The organism is Wolbachia endosymbiont of Drosophila willistoni, from assembly GCF_040084705.1.
In the GTDB taxonomy this organism is placed as follows: Bacteria; Pseudomonadota; Alphaproteobacteria; order Rickettsiales; family Anaplasmataceae; genus Wolbachia; species Wolbachia pipientis.
Genome location: NZ_CP157591.1, coordinates 105,949 through 122,552, shown reverse-complemented (window position 1 = coordinate 122,552; position 16,604 = coordinate 105,949). Strand labels below are relative to the sequence as shown.

16 protein-coding genes and 3 pseudogenes are annotated in these 16,604 nt (G+C 34.7%); 9 read left to right on the top strand and 10 right to left on the bottom strand.

The window, feature by feature from the left end:
* Positions 1-2: 2 nt before the first annotated feature.
* Positions 3-1,236 (top strand): annotated as a pseudogene (gene metC, locus ABL518_RS00695) (cystathionine beta-lyase).
* The gene (locus ABL518_RS00690) at positions 1,211-2,785 is read left to right on the top strand and encodes a UDP-N-acetylmuramoyl-L-alanyl-D-glutamate--2,6-diaminopimelate ligase (protein WP_095742803.1); all 1,575 of its coding nucleotides are present in this window, start codon (positions 1,211-1,213) and stop codon (positions 2,783-2,785) included. The pseudogene metC and the gene ABL518_RS00690 overlap by 26 nt, the downstream one beginning before the upstream one ends.
* Position 2,786: 1 nt before the next feature.
* On the opposite strand, the gene ABL518_RS00685 is transcribed toward ABL518_RS00690, so the two are convergent.
* From ABL518_RS00685 to ABL518_RS00675, 3 genes and pseudogenes are all read right to left on the bottom strand, one after another.
* Entirely contained in the window at positions 2,787-3,641 is an 855-nt protein-coding gene (locus ABL518_RS00685) for an ankyrin repeat domain-containing protein (RefSeq protein WP_182282677.1), read from the bottom strand.
* A gap of 67 nt (positions 3,642-3,708) precedes the next feature.
* A pseudogene (locus tag ABL518_RS00680) lies at positions 3,709-4,176 on the bottom strand (ComF family protein); the annotation flags it as partial.
* Positions 4,177-4,199: 23 nt separating this feature from the next.
* A protein-coding gene (locus ABL518_RS00675) for an IS5-like element ISWpi1 family transposase (RefSeq protein WP_095742620.1) occupies positions 4,200-5,032 on the bottom strand; the annotation gives its coding sequence in 2 pieces (ribosomal slippage) (positions 4,200-4,663 and positions 4,663-5,032; 834 coding nt in all).
* 257 nt (positions 5,033-5,289) lie between these two features.
* Between ABL518_RS00675 and ABL518_RS00670 the strand changes: the two genes are divergently transcribed.
* Complete coding sequence (locus tag ABL518_RS00670) at positions 5,290-5,682, top strand: transposase (RefSeq protein WP_010081852.1); 393 nt, start codon at positions 5,290-5,292, stop codon at positions 5,680-5,682.
* A 506-nt stretch (positions 5,683-6,188) separates the two neighbouring features.
* On the opposite strand, the gene ABL518_RS00665 is transcribed toward ABL518_RS00670, so the two are convergent.
* From ABL518_RS00665 to der, 3 genes are read right to left on the bottom strand one after another with little or no spacing between them, the layout of a single operon-like run.
* Complete coding sequence (locus ABL518_RS00665; RefSeq protein WP_006279362.1) at positions 6,189-6,731, bottom strand: demethoxyubiquinone hydroxylase family protein; 543 nt, start codon at positions 6,729-6,731, stop codon at positions 6,189-6,191.
* Positions 6,706-7,227, bottom strand: a complete 522-nt coding sequence (locus tag ABL518_RS00660) for a disulfide bond formation protein B (protein ID WP_095742801.1) — start codon at positions 7,225-7,227, stop codon at positions 6,706-6,708. Before ABL518_RS00660 ends, ABL518_RS00665 begins: the two co-directional genes overlap by 26 nt.
* Positions 7,224-8,549: a ribosome biogenesis GTPase Der gene (der, locus tag ABL518_RS00655; RefSeq protein ID WP_010963041.1), complete on the bottom strand. Its 1,326-nt coding sequence runs from the start codon at positions 8,547-8,549 to the stop codon at positions 7,224-7,226. The genes ABL518_RS00660 and der overlap by 4 nt, the downstream gene beginning before the upstream one ends.
* A 131-nt stretch (positions 8,550-8,680) precedes the next feature.
* On the opposite strand from der, the gene ABL518_RS00650 reads away from it, so the two are divergent.
* Complete coding sequence (locus tag ABL518_RS00650) at positions 8,681-8,890, top strand: hypothetical protein (protein ID WP_010081834.1); 210 nt, start codon at positions 8,681-8,683, stop codon at positions 8,888-8,890.
* A gap of 9 nt (positions 8,891-8,899) precedes the next feature.
* Here ABL518_RS00650 and ABL518_RS00645 read toward each other — a convergent pair.
* Positions 8,900-10,043, bottom strand: a pseudogene (locus ABL518_RS00645) (transposase).
* Positions 10,044-10,339: 296 nt separating this feature from the next.
* Entirely contained in the window at positions 10,340-10,732 is a 393-nt protein-coding gene (locus ABL518_RS00640) for a TraR/DksA family transcriptional regulator (RefSeq protein ID WP_010963040.1), read from the bottom strand.
* 106 nt (positions 10,733-10,838) lie between these two features.
* On the opposite strand from ABL518_RS00640, the gene ABL518_RS00635 reads away from it, so the two are divergent.
* Entirely contained in the window at positions 10,839-11,486 is a 648-nt protein-coding gene (locus ABL518_RS00635; protein WP_095742800.1) for a heme exporter protein CcmB, read from the top strand.
* 476 nt (positions 11,487-11,962) lie between these two features.
* Here ABL518_RS00635 and trmB read toward each other — a convergent pair whose 3' ends face one another.
* Positions 11,963-12,628, bottom strand: coding sequence for a tRNA (guanosine(46)-N7)-methyltransferase TrmB (gene trmB / locus ABL518_RS00630; RefSeq protein WP_012673367.1), 666 nt, complete (start codon positions 12,626-12,628; stop codon positions 11,963-11,965).
* A 139-nt stretch (positions 12,629-12,767) separates the two neighbouring features.
* On the opposite strand from trmB, the gene ABL518_RS00625 reads away from it, so the two are divergent.
* The 3 genes from ABL518_RS00625 to ABL518_RS00615 all read left to right on the top strand — a co-directional run bounded on the left by ABL518_RS00625 (position 12,768) and on the right by ABL518_RS00615 (position 15,127).
* Positions 12,768-14,420: a 30S ribosomal protein S1 gene (locus tag ABL518_RS00625; protein WP_095742799.1), complete on the top strand. Its 1,653-nt coding sequence runs from the start codon at positions 12,768-12,770 to the stop codon at positions 14,418-14,420.
* A 29-nt stretch (positions 14,421-14,449) separates the two neighbouring features.
* Complete coding sequence (locus ABL518_RS00620) at positions 14,450-14,728, top strand: HU family DNA-binding protein (protein WP_010082087.1); 279 nt, start codon at positions 14,450-14,452, stop codon at positions 14,726-14,728.
* A 72-nt stretch (positions 14,729-14,800) separates the two neighbouring features.
* Positions 14,801-15,127, top strand: a complete 327-nt coding sequence (locus ABL518_RS00615) for a cell division protein ZapA (protein WP_010082086.1) — start codon at positions 14,801-14,803, stop codon at positions 15,125-15,127.
* On the opposite strand, the gene ABL518_RS00610 is transcribed toward ABL518_RS00615, so the two are convergent.
* Complete coding sequence (locus ABL518_RS00610; protein WP_006279484.1) at positions 15,102-15,380, bottom strand: succinate dehydrogenase assembly factor 2; 279 nt, start codon at positions 15,378-15,380, stop codon at positions 15,102-15,104. The genes ABL518_RS00615 and ABL518_RS00610 overlap by 26 nt on opposite strands.
* A 99-nt stretch (positions 15,381-15,479) precedes the next feature.
* On the opposite strand from ABL518_RS00610, the gene rseP reads away from it, so the two are divergent.
* Complete coding sequence (rseP, locus tag ABL518_RS00605) at positions 15,480-16,598, top strand: RIP metalloprotease RseP (RefSeq protein ID WP_010082085.1); 1,119 nt, start codon at positions 15,480-15,482, stop codon at positions 16,596-16,598.
* The last annotated feature ends 6 nt before the right edge of the window (positions 16,599-16,604 follow it).

The following is a 16,604-nucleotide window of genomic DNA, read 5'->3' as shown; positions in this document are numbered from 1 at the left end:
ATGTGAAGGAAGAGTCTATATTAGTTAAAGCAGGAAGAAAATTTAATGACTATAAAGGTTCCATGAACCCGCCAGTTTATCATTCTTCTACCATATTATTCCCTACTTACAAGGACTACTTAAATGCAGCAAATGGAGAAAGTATATACGATGTAATCAACGATGGTGTTGCAAGGGATTATAGCTACAGTAATGTTGGTACTCCTACTGTTCATTATCTTTCAAATGCACTGGCTGAAATTGAAGGGAGTGGACAAGCGCTTATTTATCCTTCCGGACTATTTGCACTTACTTTTGCTATTCTAACTTTCGCTAAAGCAGGCTCGCACGTTTTAATTCAAGATAATAGTTATTATAGGCTTAGGAGGTTTGCAGAAAATGAGCTACCAAAAAGAGGAACAGAAGTAACTTTTTATGATCCAACACAGGATATAACTGATTTAATTCAGAGTAATACTTCATTGATAATGATCGAGACTCCTGGTTCTGTAACGTTTGAGATTTCGAATATAGAGCATATAGTAAAAGTTGCTAAGGAACATAAAATTGTGACCGTTTGTGACAATTCATGGGCCACTCCTTTGTTATTTAAGCCGCTTGATTATGGAGTTGATGTTGCACTATATGCGGTGACAAAGTATCTAGCTGGTCACTCAGATTTAGTGATGGGGGCTATTATTGCTGAAGGTGAAATTTTTAAATTGCTTTATGAGAGCTATAAAAATTATGGGGTAACCATTCAATCGCACGACTGCTACCTTGCACATAGGGGACTTAGAACATTGTACACACGTATGAAAAGGCACCAAAATACAGCAATGGAAGTGGCAAAGTGGCTAGAAAAACATTCAAAAATCAAAAAAGTTTTGTATCCAGCACTTCCCTCCCATCCTCAACACGAATTATGGAAAAGTTACTTCAAAGGAGCAAGCGGCACATTCAGTATAGCACTAGATAGAGAATATTCATGTGAAGAACTAAGCTGCATGGTTGATCACATGAAAATTTTTGGTATCGGTGCTTCTTGGGGAGGATGCGACAGTTTGATATTACCAATAGATCGTAGATCTATGTCAAGATCTGTAATGAATTCAGATTATGGTGGAAGTTTTATACGGATATTTTGTGGACTGGAAGATCCTGAAGATTTAATCTCTGATTTAAATGCTGCACTAGCAAGGTTGCCATGTTTGAACACTAAAACTGGCAGATGAAACTGAGAGAATTACTGCATAACATTATTGATGTTAACTTTGATATTGAAATCAAGGGCGTTACATGTAATCCCAATAGAGTAAAGGAAGGTTATCTTTTTGTTTGTGTGTCTGCGGTGTCATTCCAGCGCGTGACGCTGGAATCTAGAAAACCAGCATGTATCCAGATTTTTCTTACTGAATCCCAGTATCACGCACACGACTGTGTAGACGTTGTCATACAAGGAACCAAAAAAGATGTCATCCCAGTGCTTGACTACTTGGATCCAGAAAATTTAATTGCAAATGAACACACTAAGCAATTGCATAATAAAAACTGGATTCCAGTGTCAGCTACTTGCATGACAAATACTCCGAGTTTTGCAGTGCTTGACCACCCAAACCCTCAAGAAATATACAGAGAAATAGTCAGCAGGTTTTATCAATTCAAACAGCCCAAATATGTTGCTGCTGTAACTGGTACAAATGGTAAAACTTCAGTAGTAGAATTTTGCCGCCAGATCTGGCAAAACTCTGGCTATAATGCTGCGTCTATTGGAACACTTGGAACATGCATCAATAATGACAGAGAAGATAATAGCGATAATCTTACCACTCCAGGCGCAGATGACCTTTATTCCACATTATGTGGTATAAATAGTAAGAACGTAGAACAATTAGCATTAGAGGCTTCAAGCCATGGAATTGACCAATACAGAATTCATGGACTTAGGTTCACTGCTGCAGCTTTTACTAATTTCTCGCAAGATCATTTGGACTATCATAAGAGTATCGATGAGTATTTTGAGGCTAAGAAAAGGTTATTTTATGAGGTACTACCAGAGGGAGAAACAGTAATTTTAAATGCGGATATAAATGAGTACCATGCATTGCTTAAAATAGCTGAAAAACGCAGCAACAAAGTTATCACCTATGGAAAAACAGGTTCTGATATTACTTTATTAGAGCAAACACCAACCCCTAATGGTCAATACCTTACAATTAAAATTGGCGATGAAATTTATAACATGTTTTTTCCAGTTTTGGGGCAATTTCAAGCATATAATCTGTTGTGTGCAATTGGTATAGTTACCTCGTCTGGACTGAATTACAGAGAAATATCTATAGGTAAACTCGTTTCTCCACCAGGAAGAATGGAAAAAGTTAAACCTTTTGCATTCGTGGATTACGCACACACTCCAAGTGCGCTTAAACAAGCCCTGTTGTCTTTAAAATGGCACTTCAACAAAAAAATAGTCCTAGTTTTTGGATGCGGTGGCAATCGTGATCGGAAGAAGCGTTCAGAAATGGGTAAAATAGCACAAATGTATGCAGACAAAGTAATAATCACAGATGACAATCCGCGTGATGAAGATCCTGCAAAAATTCGCCACGATATTTTGCTATATTGTCCTAGTGCACTGGAGATAGGGGACAGGAAAGAAGCCATAGAAAAAGGCATAGATATTGCCTATAACGAGGGTATGATTCTGCTGGTTGCAGGAAAAGGACATGAGAAATTTCAAATCATAGGGAATCAAACCTTTGAGTTTAGTGATGTTGAGGTTATTAAAAGTAAAGTTTTATCTTGACCTATATACTCTGACCAATTTCCTGTACAGAGCTCTCTGTTCCTTCCATTTTAGTGTTAGGTTTTGACATTACGTACGCAATGCAAACAGATACTAATGCAATGGATACAGATATACCAATAGTTACTAGTATAGGTAATTCAACAATGTATCCAATACCCGCCACTATCAATGCAGTTGCAATACCACCTACAGCAATCATTTTTGCTTGCCTTTTTTTCTTACATTCCATTTCTCTCTTATGTTTTTCTTCTTCTGCTTTCTTTAAAGCAGCAGCATTTTCCTTATGCTTCTCTTCTTCTGCTTTCTCCAAGACAGCAATCACCTCTTTGTCTGTAGCAAACATACTGGGAATGGAATTATTATTATCTAGTGCTAAAGGACTAGCTCCTTTATTTAACAGGCACCTCACTGCATTTATATGATTATTAGTAGCAGCAAAATGCAGCGGTGTTGAGCCAAGTTTAGAACATGAGTGAATATGTGCTCCTTGCTCCAGTAGTAATTCTATTATTTCCGTATTACCGCTGCTAGCGGCACAATGCAGAGCAGTGTGTCCACCACCATCGCGTGTACTAACCTCTGCACCTTTCTCCAGTAGACGTCTTACTGTTTTTACTAAGCCTTTATGAGCAGCAATGTTTAACGCAGTAGTATAATACCTAGAAGCATGGGTAATCTCTTGCCGTATTTCAAATAAATGATCTATGTGAAAATTAAGTCTTTTCCACTGATTGTATGTATCTTGGTTACATGCGAGCAGCTTTTGCTTAATTTCTTCAATTATGTCACTTTCTTTTGATTCTTGCTCTATTTCTTGGAATATAGCATCAATTTCTTGCTCTTTTATACTCATACGCTCCCCAACAACTATTCAACTATAAATTATAATTTTATGGATATAGTAAAAGCAAGTCAAGATTTTATGTAATAGCCTCACAATCATTCACCGTTCTTGCAAGTGATAGCACTCTCACTTCTTTTGCACCGGAGTTTAAAATTTCCTGAGAGCAAGATCTTACAGTTGCTCCGGTTGTTACCACATCATCAACTAATATCACGATTTTATTTTCGATAATTTTCTTGTTGCTTGTTTTAAAAGCCTTCTTTAAATTTTTTTCACGCTGTTTAAGTGAAAGACCAGCTTGAGGCGCAGTATGGCGAAGGCGTTTTATTGCAAATGGCGTATAGGATAAATTGGACAACTTACTCAATTCTTTTGCAAGCAGTGCTGCTTGATTATATTTACGTTTAAACAAGCGCATTTTATGTAACGGTATAGGGATTATGATCTCTGCGTTCTGAAATGTATCCTGATTAGCTTGGTGTATCCACTTTGCATAGATTTTTACGTAATTCAAATTATCAAAAAATTTGAAATTTATAATCAGAGGTTGTCCGGAAACAAGTAAATTCAAGCATATTCCCTCTTTAACATAACCCTACTCATAGCTAGGTATATGAAATTCTCAGTGGATGTTGTGAGTAAATCATACTCCTTCGATAGCCTTCTATTCCTATTAACCCAAGCAAAAGTCCTTTCTACAACCCATCTTCTTGGCTGTACTTTAAACCCTTGTTCTCTTGTTGGTAGTAGCTCAGGTGGCGTATCTTTGTGCACCCAAAATCTACATGGAGGCCTTTTAACAATTTCAATATCTATGTCATATTCTTCCTTTATGTGATTCTTTAAATTTCTTCCTTGGTATCCCATGTCAGCCCACATTTTTTTAACTTTAGTATATTTTGTTCTCATATTGTTTAATGCTATTTTAATACCATCTCTATCATTTTCGTTAGCAGCGCCTACGTAACAACCTAGTATAAAACCCTGAGTGTCTGTAATTATATGCCTTTTTCTACCCTTTACTTTTTTACTTCCATCATAGCCTTTGATCCCCCCTTTTCTGTAGTCTTTACAGATTGACTATCTACTATACAGGCACTCGGCTGCTCATTCCTTCCTATTTTTCTTCTACTATATTTTGTAATTTCATAATTCATTTTCTCAAAAATTCCCTGCTTCTTCCATTGCCTGAACTGCTCATACACAGTCTTCGATAGCGGAAAATCATTTGGTAAATACCGCCATTGACACCCTGTACGCAATACATAGAAAATTGCTTCTAATATTTCTTTTTTGCTATACTTTGGCAGCCTTCCTCCTTTCTTGTATGATACTCTGAAGTGTTTTTCTATTCTTGCCCATTCCCTTTCGCTTAGATCTGTTGGATACTTTTTTCTCATCTTTACCCCGTACTAAAATTTCAGATATTATAGCCTTTTACTTGTTTCCGGACAACCTCTAATATGGAAGATATCGAAATTGCTATAGACAGTACAGGAATTAGTATATACAACAACACACAGCAAGGAAAATAGCACTGACAGAAAATATCGTGGCTATGAGCAAACGAGAAAATTGCACGTAATGTTGAATATAAACAACAAAAAAGCCATAGCTGTAAAATACAGTAACGGCTGATCACTATGGAGCTTGTGATTTGCTAAAAGAAGTTGATTTTCAGCATGCCATAAAAGCACTATATGCAGATAGAGCATGTGATAGGCACAAGTTTTATAAGTTGTGTAACGAATATGATATAAAGACAAAAATTCCACCAATAAACAATGCGGCAGAACATCCAGAAATAGATTATATGTCTGACAGGAATGCTGCTATTAGGTTAATAAAATTATACGGTGAAGATGGCATGAAAGAATGGAAAAAAGAAGTAAATTATGGGAAAAGATCTTATATTGAAGGGTTTTTCTCAAGATTAAAGCAAATATTCGGATTTAGTTTTAGGAATAAATCTGAGATAAATCGAGAAAAAGAACTAAATGCTACTTGCTTAATAAATTCACTGATATTGGTATGGCTAAATTTGAGATAGTTACATGAATTTACCATAAATCACCATCTCATAAAGTGTGATGCAACAAAGCCGTCTGGAATCCACAACTGTACGAACGTTGTAGTTTGGACCACCAGTGGGGTGTCATCCCAGTGCCCAGACACTGGTTCTATGCAACTTAATTAAAAACGTTTGTTTTAGTGTAAGACAATTACCTTTAGCTTATCAGCTCAGTTATAAGCAAAATTTCTGGATTCCAGACTGGAATGACACCATTTGCTGTGCAATTTACCTTCAAAAATGAATGTTCGTACAGTTGTGAACCTGTGGCAGGTATTACATAAGAGCATTTCCCTCTTCTAAATTAAAACGCACTTTTGCCTCCTTTGCAGTCTATACTTTAGATGTATTTAATTTACAAATATTAATTATTTATTAATAATGGTGATATGTAAATATAGTTATAAAATAATTGTTACACTTGAATTCCTTCCTGGTTTCTGTTGTTATCAGAACATTTAAAACACTTTAAGAAAGCTGCTTAGTTAAATTAACTTAGACAAGTAAATAGCAGTTTTGCAGCCTGTTTTTATGAATGATGATAAAATGTTGTAGCCAAATGCGCTTTCAGCATTGTGCTGAATTGCAATATCTTTGTGCTCTAACTCCTCGTCGCGAAATTTACTTATAGTTTCTCTTAATTCCCCATCTTCTAAATGTGAAACTTGCTCTTTGTAGTGCTCCCCGATAACTTCTTCAACTGCAGCAGTGCAAGCCATAGCAGCTTTTTTGCCCATAATGGCAGTTGCAACGCCAAGCGACACTCCTAAAACACGCCAAACAGGCAACAAAACAGTAGGACGAACTTTTTGCTCTTTGATTTTCTCATTAAAATAGTGAAAATGCTTTTTTTCCTGCTCTTCCATTTCAATTATTTCATTGATTATAGAAGATTTCTTAAGAATAAATTTTTGACCAGAATAAATGCAAATAGCTCCATATTCTCCAGCGTGATCTACTCTAATTGCCTGTTGCAAGAACTGATTGTTGCTGTACCTTAAATTATTTAGATTTCTTTCTTTCTCCACAATACACCTTACCTGATACGAACAGAGCTACTATGAGATAAATTAGATTCCATGTTGCTAAGGAAACACCTAGAACGTAATGAGGTCTGTCACAAGATGGAGAGTAATTAGGATTTAGTAGATTATTTCTGAGCTCTTCTATACTAACGTTACTACTTGCTTGCTCTGTACAACCTAAAACATCATGAAATAAGTGAAGTTCAAGACCTATATGATAAAAAGATATTACTGCACCTATGAGGTAGCTGCAAAACATTGCATAGATTAGAATTTTGTTGTCTTTAAGCATGCACGCTACTGGAAGTAATCCAGCGATATAGTAAACTATTCGCTCGTATGTACATAACTTGCATGGCAGCATGTTGAAAAAATATTCTAGCACATATGCAAAAATTAGAGCAGCGGCACTCGACAGCAGAAAGATTGCAGGAATTCTGGAATTATTACACATAACTTTAAGTAAATTATCCCTGAAAGTATAAAGCAGAGTATTCATTTTACATAGGGATTTTTATTTTTTTTCAAAAGCAATCTAACTGGCACACCGTCTGCAAAGAAATTTTTTCTGAGATCGTTAATTAAATAGCGTTTGTAACTTTCATCAACACTTTCAGGTATGTTACATATCAAAGAAAAAGCTGGAGGTTTAGTACCAATTTGAGCGATATACTTCATTTTAACTGCTTTGCCTTTTACAAGAGGGTGAGAATGTTTTCCTACAGCATCTATGAGCCACTTATTCAGTTTTGCAGTGCTGATCTTCTTGTTCAAGGATTCACTCACTTCAAGACACTTATCTATCACATCACCGCAGCGCATGCCTTTTAACGCAGAAATTGTTATAGTTGGCACTTCCAAGAATAACCTGGTTACTTCCTGTTGTTTGACAAATTTTATTAACCTGCTTCTGTCATCCTTACCTATTAAATCCCACTTATTTAAAACAACAATAATCCCTTTCCCTCCCTTAATTGCAGCTTCACCAATTGATAAATCCTGCTGCTCAATACCAACTAGGGAGTCTAGCATTAAAACTACCACATGAGAGCGCTTGATTGATTCCATGCTTTTCTCAACAAATCTTGATTCTAAGCCATCTACAACATTCGCCTTTCTGCGGATTCCGGCAGTGTCAATTAGAGTAATTAACTCTCCATCATGATCATATGTAATATCCACAGAATCACGTGTGGTACCTGGCTCTGAACTTGTTATTAGTCTGTTTTCTGCAAGTAAACCATTTAAAAAAGTTGATTTTCCAACATTCGGACGGCCGATGATCGCGATCCTCAGCCTACTCAGTTCATTGTTAGGTAACTCAGTGTTCTCGTTAAAATTTTCAATAACACCAGCTAATGCATCATAAAGATCAACCATGCCAAGATTATGCTCGGCAGAGATATACACCGGGCCAAGAAAATCAAAAAACTGCAAATAATCAACATTTTCGGATTTATGACTCTCGCATTTATTTGCTACTAGTATTACAGGTTTATTTATTTTTCTCTTCAGCCACTTTGCAAACTCTTCATTTCGCTCATTTTGCACTTTTGCATCAACAAGAAAGAAAATTATGTTTGAATTGGATAAAGAAAATTCGATTTGTTCAATAACTTGTAGTGAAAAATTAGTTTGGTCGTTCCATCCTCCTGTATCTATAACTTTAAACTCCAAATCGCTAATTCTCCCCATTCCCTCTCGCCTATCCCTTGTCACTCCTGGAATGTTACTCACTACTGCTGCTTTTCTTCCTACTAATCTGTTGAATAGGGTCGATTTTCCAGCATTTGGTAGGCCTACTATGGCGATTTTTAGCATAATTCAAGGGCATGTTCTATATGAAGTAAATTATAACCGAAACTTTTCAATTTAACTATTGACTTCGTAGATTATATAAGCATACTACAGTTAGAATTTTTTTATTTCGTTATGTAAAATATGGGGTAGTTATGCTAGTGTCAGAGCAAATAGAGAGTGTAGATAGAGAAGAATTAAAGCAACAAAATCATATACATAAAGATACAGAGTATTCGGAAGAGACGACAATATATGGGCATATTAATCAACATATGGAAAAAAACATCTCAAATACATTGCATGAAATATATGATGCTCTTATGTCATATAACGAATCGGAACAGCCAATGGCGTCAACTTAAGAACTTTCATTAGCAAACTCTCCTAAAGACATGATGGCGTTTAGGCTTATCTACTTTATTGCGGCTGTCCCGGTCGGATTTTAACTTTAGCGCGTATACTTAAAAAGGGCTTGAAAGTTTTTTGGCGCAATAAGTACCTGATAGAGTTTCTGCCTCATTACACTAAATAAAACTGAAAAATTTAAACGATACTCAGTAATTTGATCTGGGTTCCAAGGCCCTTGTGCATCACACATATGAAGCGATAATATATTGCACATGACCAAGTTTGCCCAAAATTCTTGTAATACAGCCTCTCCAGAAAAATTCTCTAACTCTGCTCCTACTTTGAGTCGTTTATAGCACTCCTCTATGTGCCACCTTAACACATAAGCTTTGCTCCAAAGTCTCGGTCAAAAACTCTGTTTCTCAGTTGGCTAATGTCAGCACTATAACTCTTACTTTCTGTCCTTTCATTTTATTTTTTAGCTTTTCATTTTCTAATATAAAATCAAAATCTAATTCGCCAGCGTTCCCATAGCTTACTATAATTTCTTTTTTGCAAGCGAAAAATAAAATCTACTTCCAAATTATAATGCTGCTGAATGAATTTTACTGAAGACGATCATAGATAAATAATAATTTCTCTTGATTTAATAAACGCATTTGAGTGATAACTTCGGGTAATTGCTCTGCCGCCAACGTTTGTTCACCTATATTCCAAGCTGCAAGACGAGCACTGCAAATCAGCGAAGTACACAAATCAACAAACAAATTGCCAATGGTGCCTGTTGTTCCATTTGGTTCAAACTCGGATACAATTTCCCCAGAGCTGGGTAATCTCATACCAGAACCATCTGCTGCAATAAGTCTATAGCCTCTCCAACTCAGGTTCATCCTGATAGGCTGTTTGGATGCTTAAATTCTTGAAAGCCTGTATGGCAAATCTTATATCTTGCTTTAGAAAAAGCTTGCTTTGAGGGTACATGTCAATGGCTCCATAAGTTCACATTCTATTCCCAAACTTTTTTTAACTAACTTTAAAATCATAGAAAATACTGTCGAAAAAGGAAGTTTTCTTGTTCGTGTAAAACTCAACACAATGGATTTTCTGAAAAGTTTTCGAGTATATTATATTTTTAATTTGTAGAATAAGGTTTTTTCCTTTTTGCATATTTCACCTAAAAAGGACACATTTTAGACTTCTTTGTTGAAATAAAACAGAAACAAAAGTGCTGTCCCTTGCACTCTTTGGATAATTTAATGATAAAAAATTTGGAGAGAAATTTTATACACTATCGCTGATATTTTTCCTTAAGTTGACGCCATTGCCTGAACGGATACAACTTAATTTTTAATCTGCAGGAGTCAAGTTGAGAATGTCCAATTTTCCACTTTCTTTATAGCATAACATACTTCAGCGCCTCTTGCTCCTCTTGAAGTCCAATGGGCTCACCACTTATGTGTAAATTAATCGTTAATGTTGTACACGTTCTTTTCTTTTTCTACTCTCTCTTGCTCTTCAATACAATATATAGCAAGCGGATTAGCTTTAAGTCTTTCGACTCCTATTTCTTCTCCTGTTCCATCGCAGTAACCATAAGTGCCTAATTTTATTTTTTCTAACGCCTCCTTAATTTTTTCTTTTCTATCTTTTCGACGCTTGATTAATTCCTCGTTTCCACTATCTTCATCAGAATAGTATGTATCAATACTATTATCTTCTAGTTCTTGTTTCTCTAACTCAGCGAGTATTGATTGTAACTTTAAGCTGAAGTATTCCAGTTGTTTTACGCTCATATATTCTTCATCTTCTGAAGGAGTGTAATCTTCTGGTGACTTTATTTTTGGTAACTTTTCCATAATTGCATTATCAAAAAAATAATAAAACCTATATAATTTATGAACAAAAAATTATACTACCTCAAAGTAAACACTATAATTTATAATAAACATTTAAAAGCCTAGTATGATCGACTCAGTAAAAAAATTAGTAATAGATGATAAGAACTCTACCTATATAGTATGTATTTTTATCATGATGTTAAGTTTATCTTCATTTACACTTAAAAACAACAATAAACAAGAAGTTATGTTAACATTAACATGGATATGTGCTACATTTGTTTTGCAGATTTCTACAAATAATTTGTTTACATCTGATTATCATGATGGAATATTAGAGCAAATCTTTGTACAGCCACTCTCTTCTAGGCTTATAGTTGCTTATAAAATTTTCGCTCACTGGTTATTATTTGGGTTACCGATTTCAGTAATTTCTTCCATATTCAGCTTTGCAATTCTAGGCAATAGTATTGAACACTCAATAGCAGTTGGAGTGTCTTTATTATTTAATACGCTGATAATCACTAATATTTCAGCTACTGGAAATGCATTGATGATTGGTCAAAACAACTTAGCATCAGGAGTATCGCAAATTCTTGTTTTGCCAATGATAATGCCAACCTTTGTGTATTTTAAAATGCTAACTCAATTTGAAAATTTATCCTTGAATATTTATACACTACTAATCACCATCTTAGTTTTTGTTATTTTGATTGTTAACAGCACCATAACTACTCACATGGCACTAAAATTTGCTGTGGAACAGGATTGAAAAATCTTACTGTTATTCAGTAGACTTCTTGCATAACCTAGAAAAAAGGCAAATAGTTATTATAGATTTAGGTTTATTGACAATTTGAAAAACCTTCATTCCAGCATCCTTCCCTGTCATCCAAGTAGCCCTTCGTTGTCATCCCAGTGTCAAAAACTGGGATAACAGCTAACCTGACAACCGTCATCCCGCTACTTGTTAGCGGCTAAGAGATACCGTGACGGTATGACGGTTCGCGGTGGCATGACGATAAGCCTCATCATCCCGCTACGTGTTAGCGCCGCGGCGGTATGACGATTCGCAGCGGCATGACGAGAAAGGGGCTACTTGGATGATACCTTTTTTCTACTTAGTTTGGGTTATGCAAGAAGTCTATTCCTTCATAAGGAGAAGTAGTTAAAGGAATTTACTCTATTTCTCCCTCTTTTTTTATTATTTTTAATCTATAGTTAACGTAAAAGAGATATGCAAAAACTCTATTGATCCATAGTCTGCAAATTATTAATAACACTTACTTTAAAGAACCTCACTTTACGCTGATCTTTGAGCGCTCTTCTGTGGTATTTTGTAAGAGTATAACTTGTGAAATCGTCTTCCCTATAGATTAAAGAGTTACACTGCTTTATATGTGATGCTATCCACTCTGCATAGTCCTGATGATCGGTTGCAATGAATATTTCCCCTGTTATAAGTATTTTTTTTGCTAATAAATTTAAAAATTCCGTATTAATTAATCGTCTTTTATTGTGACTTCTTTTTGGCCATGGATCTGGAAAGAGAATAAAGAATCTTTCAACACTGTTATCAGGAAAATTTGCAATCAATTCTCTTGCATCTTCTGTCCACATTAAAATATTTTTTATGTTCTGTATTTCTATGTTTGTTAGCAAGCGAGAAACCCCCTTTAAGTAGGGCTCACATCCTATAAATAATAGATCAGGTTCATTGAGCACCTGGTAAAGCATATTTTCACCGTTGCCAAAGCCTATTTCTACCCATATTCTTTTTTGTGAATTTACAATTTTCTCTATAGATTCCTTGCTGTTTTGAATAGAATATTTTTCCAATATTTCATCAACATCAGGTTTTAGCCTGGACCTTCTGGAGAACGATCTAATCCACTTGCTATTCTTAAATAGCATATTCTTGATACATATATAATTTTCTCACTATATTTTATATAGCTTAAACAATTCTCGAAATGAGTTAATGAAAAATTACTTGTCAATAATTGTTAATATTATATAATATATGAGTTCTAATAAAGTTTAAGTTAAAGGTATGAATAATAATAATCCAGTCGTAAATCTACCGGTTACTATCAGAAAGCTATCATCAAACAAATTTATAGAAGAGATATGTCAAGGCCAATTTGAGGATCAAGATAATACCTTGTTTGAAGATTCTTTTGTTAACAAAATTAAAGAAGGAGATGTGGTAGAAGGTGTAATTACAAGAATAAACCCTAACGACGTTGTGGTTGATATTGGTTTAAAATCTGACGGGAGAATTCTGATCAAGGAACTCGGTTGTAATGATGAGGTCATTATTGGCTCGAAAATCAGAGTTTATGTGGAAAGAATTGAAGATTATCATGGTAATGTTGTTCTTAGTCGTGAAAAAGCAATTAGGGACGAAAAATGGAATAAGTTGGAAGAAGATACAGTTACAAGGGCTGAAGTAAGCGGAGTTATTAAACGCTCAATTAAATGTGGCTTTATTGTTGATCTTGGTGACGGAATAAGCGCTTTTTTACCGCTGAGTCATGTGGATTTGAAGCAAGTAAAAGATGCGAAGCACCTTATTGAAACTGAACAAAAGTTCATCGTGCTTAAAATGGATAAGAAGCAGGGCAATATTGTAGTATCAAGAAAGCTGGTGTTAGAAAAATTGCACGCTGGTGAAAAAATTAAATTTTTAGAATCTTTAAATGAAGGCGATATAATAGAAGGGAAAATAAAAAGTATCACTCATTACGGTGTATTTGTCGGTATTCATGAATCAGATGTAGTGGGAGTTATAGATGGATTGTTACATATTACAGATATCTCTTGGAGTAGGGTAAGTCATCCGTCTGCAGTTTTTACTTGTGGTCAGACTATAAAAGTTAAAATTATAAAAATAGATAAGGAAAATGCTAAAATTTCCTTGGGTGTGAAGCAGCTAGAAGATAGCCCTTGGCAAGATGCAGAGTCAAAATATCCAGTTGATAGTGTGCATAAGGGTTATGTAACAAGCATAGAAGGTTATGGATTATTTGTTGAGCTTAGACCTGGAATTGAAGGTTTAGTGCACTCGTCAGAAATAACTTGGGTTAAGAGTAATTTACCAGTTAGTAGTCTCGTAACAAGGGGACAAGAAGTATATGTAAAAATTCTCAGTATTGACATTGCTAAGAGTAGGATGAGTTTAAGCATGAAAAGGTGTGTAGACAACCCTTGGCAAGTATTTATCAATAAATATCCTCCTGGTTCTATTGTTTCTGGTGAAGTGAAGAATAATACCGGCTCATATGTATCTGTTGCTTTCGGTGATTCTGAAATAGATGAGAACGTAGAAGGGACAATATATGTGAAAGATTTTAGTTGGTCTAAAAATGGTTCAGATGAGATAAAGAAGTATAATGTAGGTGATAAAATAGAAGCAAAAGTAATAAGGGCTAACGTGAATCGGGCAAGAATTTATCTTGGAATAAAACAAATAGAGTATGATCCTCTTGAAGAACTGATAAAGAAAGTTAAGGTAGGTGATAAAATACAGGTTATTGTAGATAAGAGAGAAGATAATGGACTAGTCGTTGAAGTTGAGAACGATGTAACCCTTCTAATAGATCAAGAGCATTTACCAGAGAATAAAAAATTCTCTATATCAGAAAAAATAGAAGTTGAAGTATTGGGTGTTGAAGAATATAACATAGCATTATCTGCTAAGTGATAAGGTTTACTTATTTTGGCTTCATATAAATGGCAACAAAATCTGATATAATAGCGAGGGTAGCAAAAAGACATCCTTTTTTAGATAAGGTTGTTATAGCAGCTATAGTTGATAGATTTTTTGGGATACTTTCAAGCACATTGAAACATCATAATAGAGTTGAAATTAGGGGGTTTGGTTCTTTTTCAGTTAGAAGTTATAACTTGAAAGAAACAAGCCATTTAATGTTACAGAAGTTTACAAAGAATCAATACTTTAAAACATATTTTCGTAGCAGTAAAAAATTATCTGATTTGATAAATGAATAAAAATTTATACCATAAATAAGATGAAAGTAGGGGTTTGAGTTTATACTGTACGATAGAAATTTTTAGCACCATATGCAAGTAGTAGAAATAGTTATACGTAATAACACATATAAAATATCTTGCGAAAGTGGGAAGGGGAATCATTTATTACGCCTTGCTAATAGTTTTGACAAGTTAGTTAGTTCTGTATCTCAAAAAACTGGAGGTAAGGGTTCGGATGCATTAAATTTCTTACTTGCAGCACTAATTCTTGAGGATAAAATTTTAGAATTAACAAAGCGATTAGATGAAGTAAATCAAGAGCGCGAAAAGTATAGAAACGAGAAAAGAATAGAATATACTGAGGTACTAGATAAGGTAAATAAGATTATCACTAATCTTGAGTGCATAAAGGATTAGCTTCAATAAAGCAAGCAATTAAATTGACTATCTGACTATTCAAGCCAGGAGGGAGGTTTGTCTTACGAGTTATGTAACAATATAATTCGTAATCATCAAGATCAACTATTTTTTCGTATTCGATTAGTTCGCTTAAGGAAAATTTATCAAGATATTTCAATGCGAAATGCCCTAAAAGTATATCGGTTTCTTTGCAACCCCTATGCCAGCTTCTATATATTAATTTTCTTCTGAGTAGTGAGGTATCTGTCATTACAATTAAACTTTTTTTAATTTAAAAGTTAAACTAAATACTTGTCAAGCGAGGCGCATTTTAATATACTTAACATTTTGTTAAGATCTAAATATACAGGTGGAATTAATTTCTAATCTTATCCATCAATTTAGCGATGGAATATATTATTTTTTATCATTTTCTTTAATAATTTCTGTCATAGTATTCGTGCATGAATATGGGCATTATGTTGTTGCCAAAGCATGCAAAGTTAAAGTTGAATCTTTTTCCATAGGTTTTGGTCCTGAAATTTTTGGTTTTAACGATAAGTCTGGAACTAGATGGAAATTAAGCGTTGTTCCATTGGGTGGTTATGTTAAAATGCTAGGAGATACTAATGCAGCGAGTGTCCCAGCTGATCAACAAGAATTAACGGAAGAAGAAAAATTGTATTCATTTCATACAAAACCGCGTCATAAAAAAGCAGCAGTAGTTTTTGCAGGGCCTTTTGCAAACATGGTATTTGCTGTTATAGCTTTTACAATATTTTTTAGCATAGCAGGTTATTATCGCACTCCACCGGTGATTGAAAATGTAATCGAAGGTAGTGCAGCTAAGCAAGCTGGTTTGTTGCCAGGTGACACTATTACACAAATCAATGAGCATAAAATAAAATACTTTGAAGATATTTCACGTGTGATAATGTCGAATCCTAAAACAAGAATGGAGATTGAGTATAGCAGAAATAATGAGAAGCACAGGACCAGTTTAACTCCATTAATAATCAAGGACAAAGACGTTTTTGGCAACACAATAGAAAGAGAAACTATAGGGATTATTTCAGTCAATACATTAAAGCAGTCGTCTTTTCTTGGGGCTGTGAGCTTATCAGTAAGTGAAACTTACCACACTATGTGCTTAACGATTAAAGCTATCTTTCAAATTATTGTTGGTAAGAGGAGTGCAAGTGAAATAGGTGGACCAATAAAAATCGCAAAATATTCAGGACAATCAGCTAAAAAGGGATTTATTATGGTTCTATATTTTATGGCAATCATTTCAGCTAATTTAGCTGCAATTAACTTGCTGCCAATACCACTGCTAGATGGTGGGCATTTATTTCATTATATCATAGAAGCGGTTATACGTAGGGATTTAAGCTTGAAATGTCAAAAATATGCAGCTATTTTTGGTGCTTTAGTGTTGTTTTTGCTTATGGCAACTGGAATGTCAAATGATATTAGGGATCTTTTTTGAAATAAA

Bases quoted from the DNA above. Each gene is read 5' to 3' on its own strand.
- ABL518_RS00690 (WP_095742803.1), top strand. From the start codon at position 1,211: ATGAAACTGAGAGAATTACTGCATAACATTATTGATGTTAACTTTGAT.
- ABL518_RS00685 (WP_182282677.1), bottom strand. From the start codon at position 3,641: ATGAGTATAAAAGAGCAAGAAATTGATGCTATATTCCAAGAAATAGAG.
- ABL518_RS00660 (WP_095742801.1), bottom strand. From the start codon at position 7,227: ATGAATACTCTGCTTTATACTTTCAGGGATAATTTACTTAAAGTTATG.
- der (WP_010963041.1), bottom strand. From the start codon at position 8,549: ATGCTAAAAATCGCCATAGTAGGCCTACCAAATGCTGGAAAATCGACC.
- ABL518_RS00650 (WP_010081834.1), top strand. From the start codon at position 8,681: ATGCTAGTGTCAGAGCAAATAGAGAGTGTAGATAGAGAAGAATTAAAG.
- ABL518_RS00640 (WP_010963040.1), bottom strand. From the start codon at position 10,732: ATGGAAAAGTTACCAAAAATAAAGTCACCAGAAGATTACACTCCTTCA.
- ABL518_RS00635 (WP_095742800.1), top strand. From the start codon at position 10,839: ATGATCGACTCAGTAAAAAAATTAGTAATAGATGATAAGAACTCTACC.
- trmB (WP_012673367.1), bottom strand. From the start codon at position 12,628: ATGCTATTTAAGAATAGCAAGTGGATTAGATCGTTCTCCAGAAGGTCC.
- ABL518_RS00625 (WP_095742799.1), top strand. From the start codon at position 12,768: ATGAATAATAATAATCCAGTCGTAAATCTACCGGTTACTATCAGAAAG.
- ABL518_RS00620 (WP_010082087.1), top strand. From the start codon at position 14,450: ATGGCAACAAAATCTGATATAATAGCGAGGGTAGCAAAAAGACATCCT.
- ABL518_RS00615 (WP_010082086.1), top strand. From the start codon at position 14,801: ATGCAAGTAGTAGAAATAGTTATACGTAATAACACATATAAAATATCT.
- ABL518_RS00610 (WP_006279484.1), bottom strand. From the start codon at position 15,380: ATGACAGATACCTCACTACTCAGAAGAAAATTAATATATAGAAGCTGG.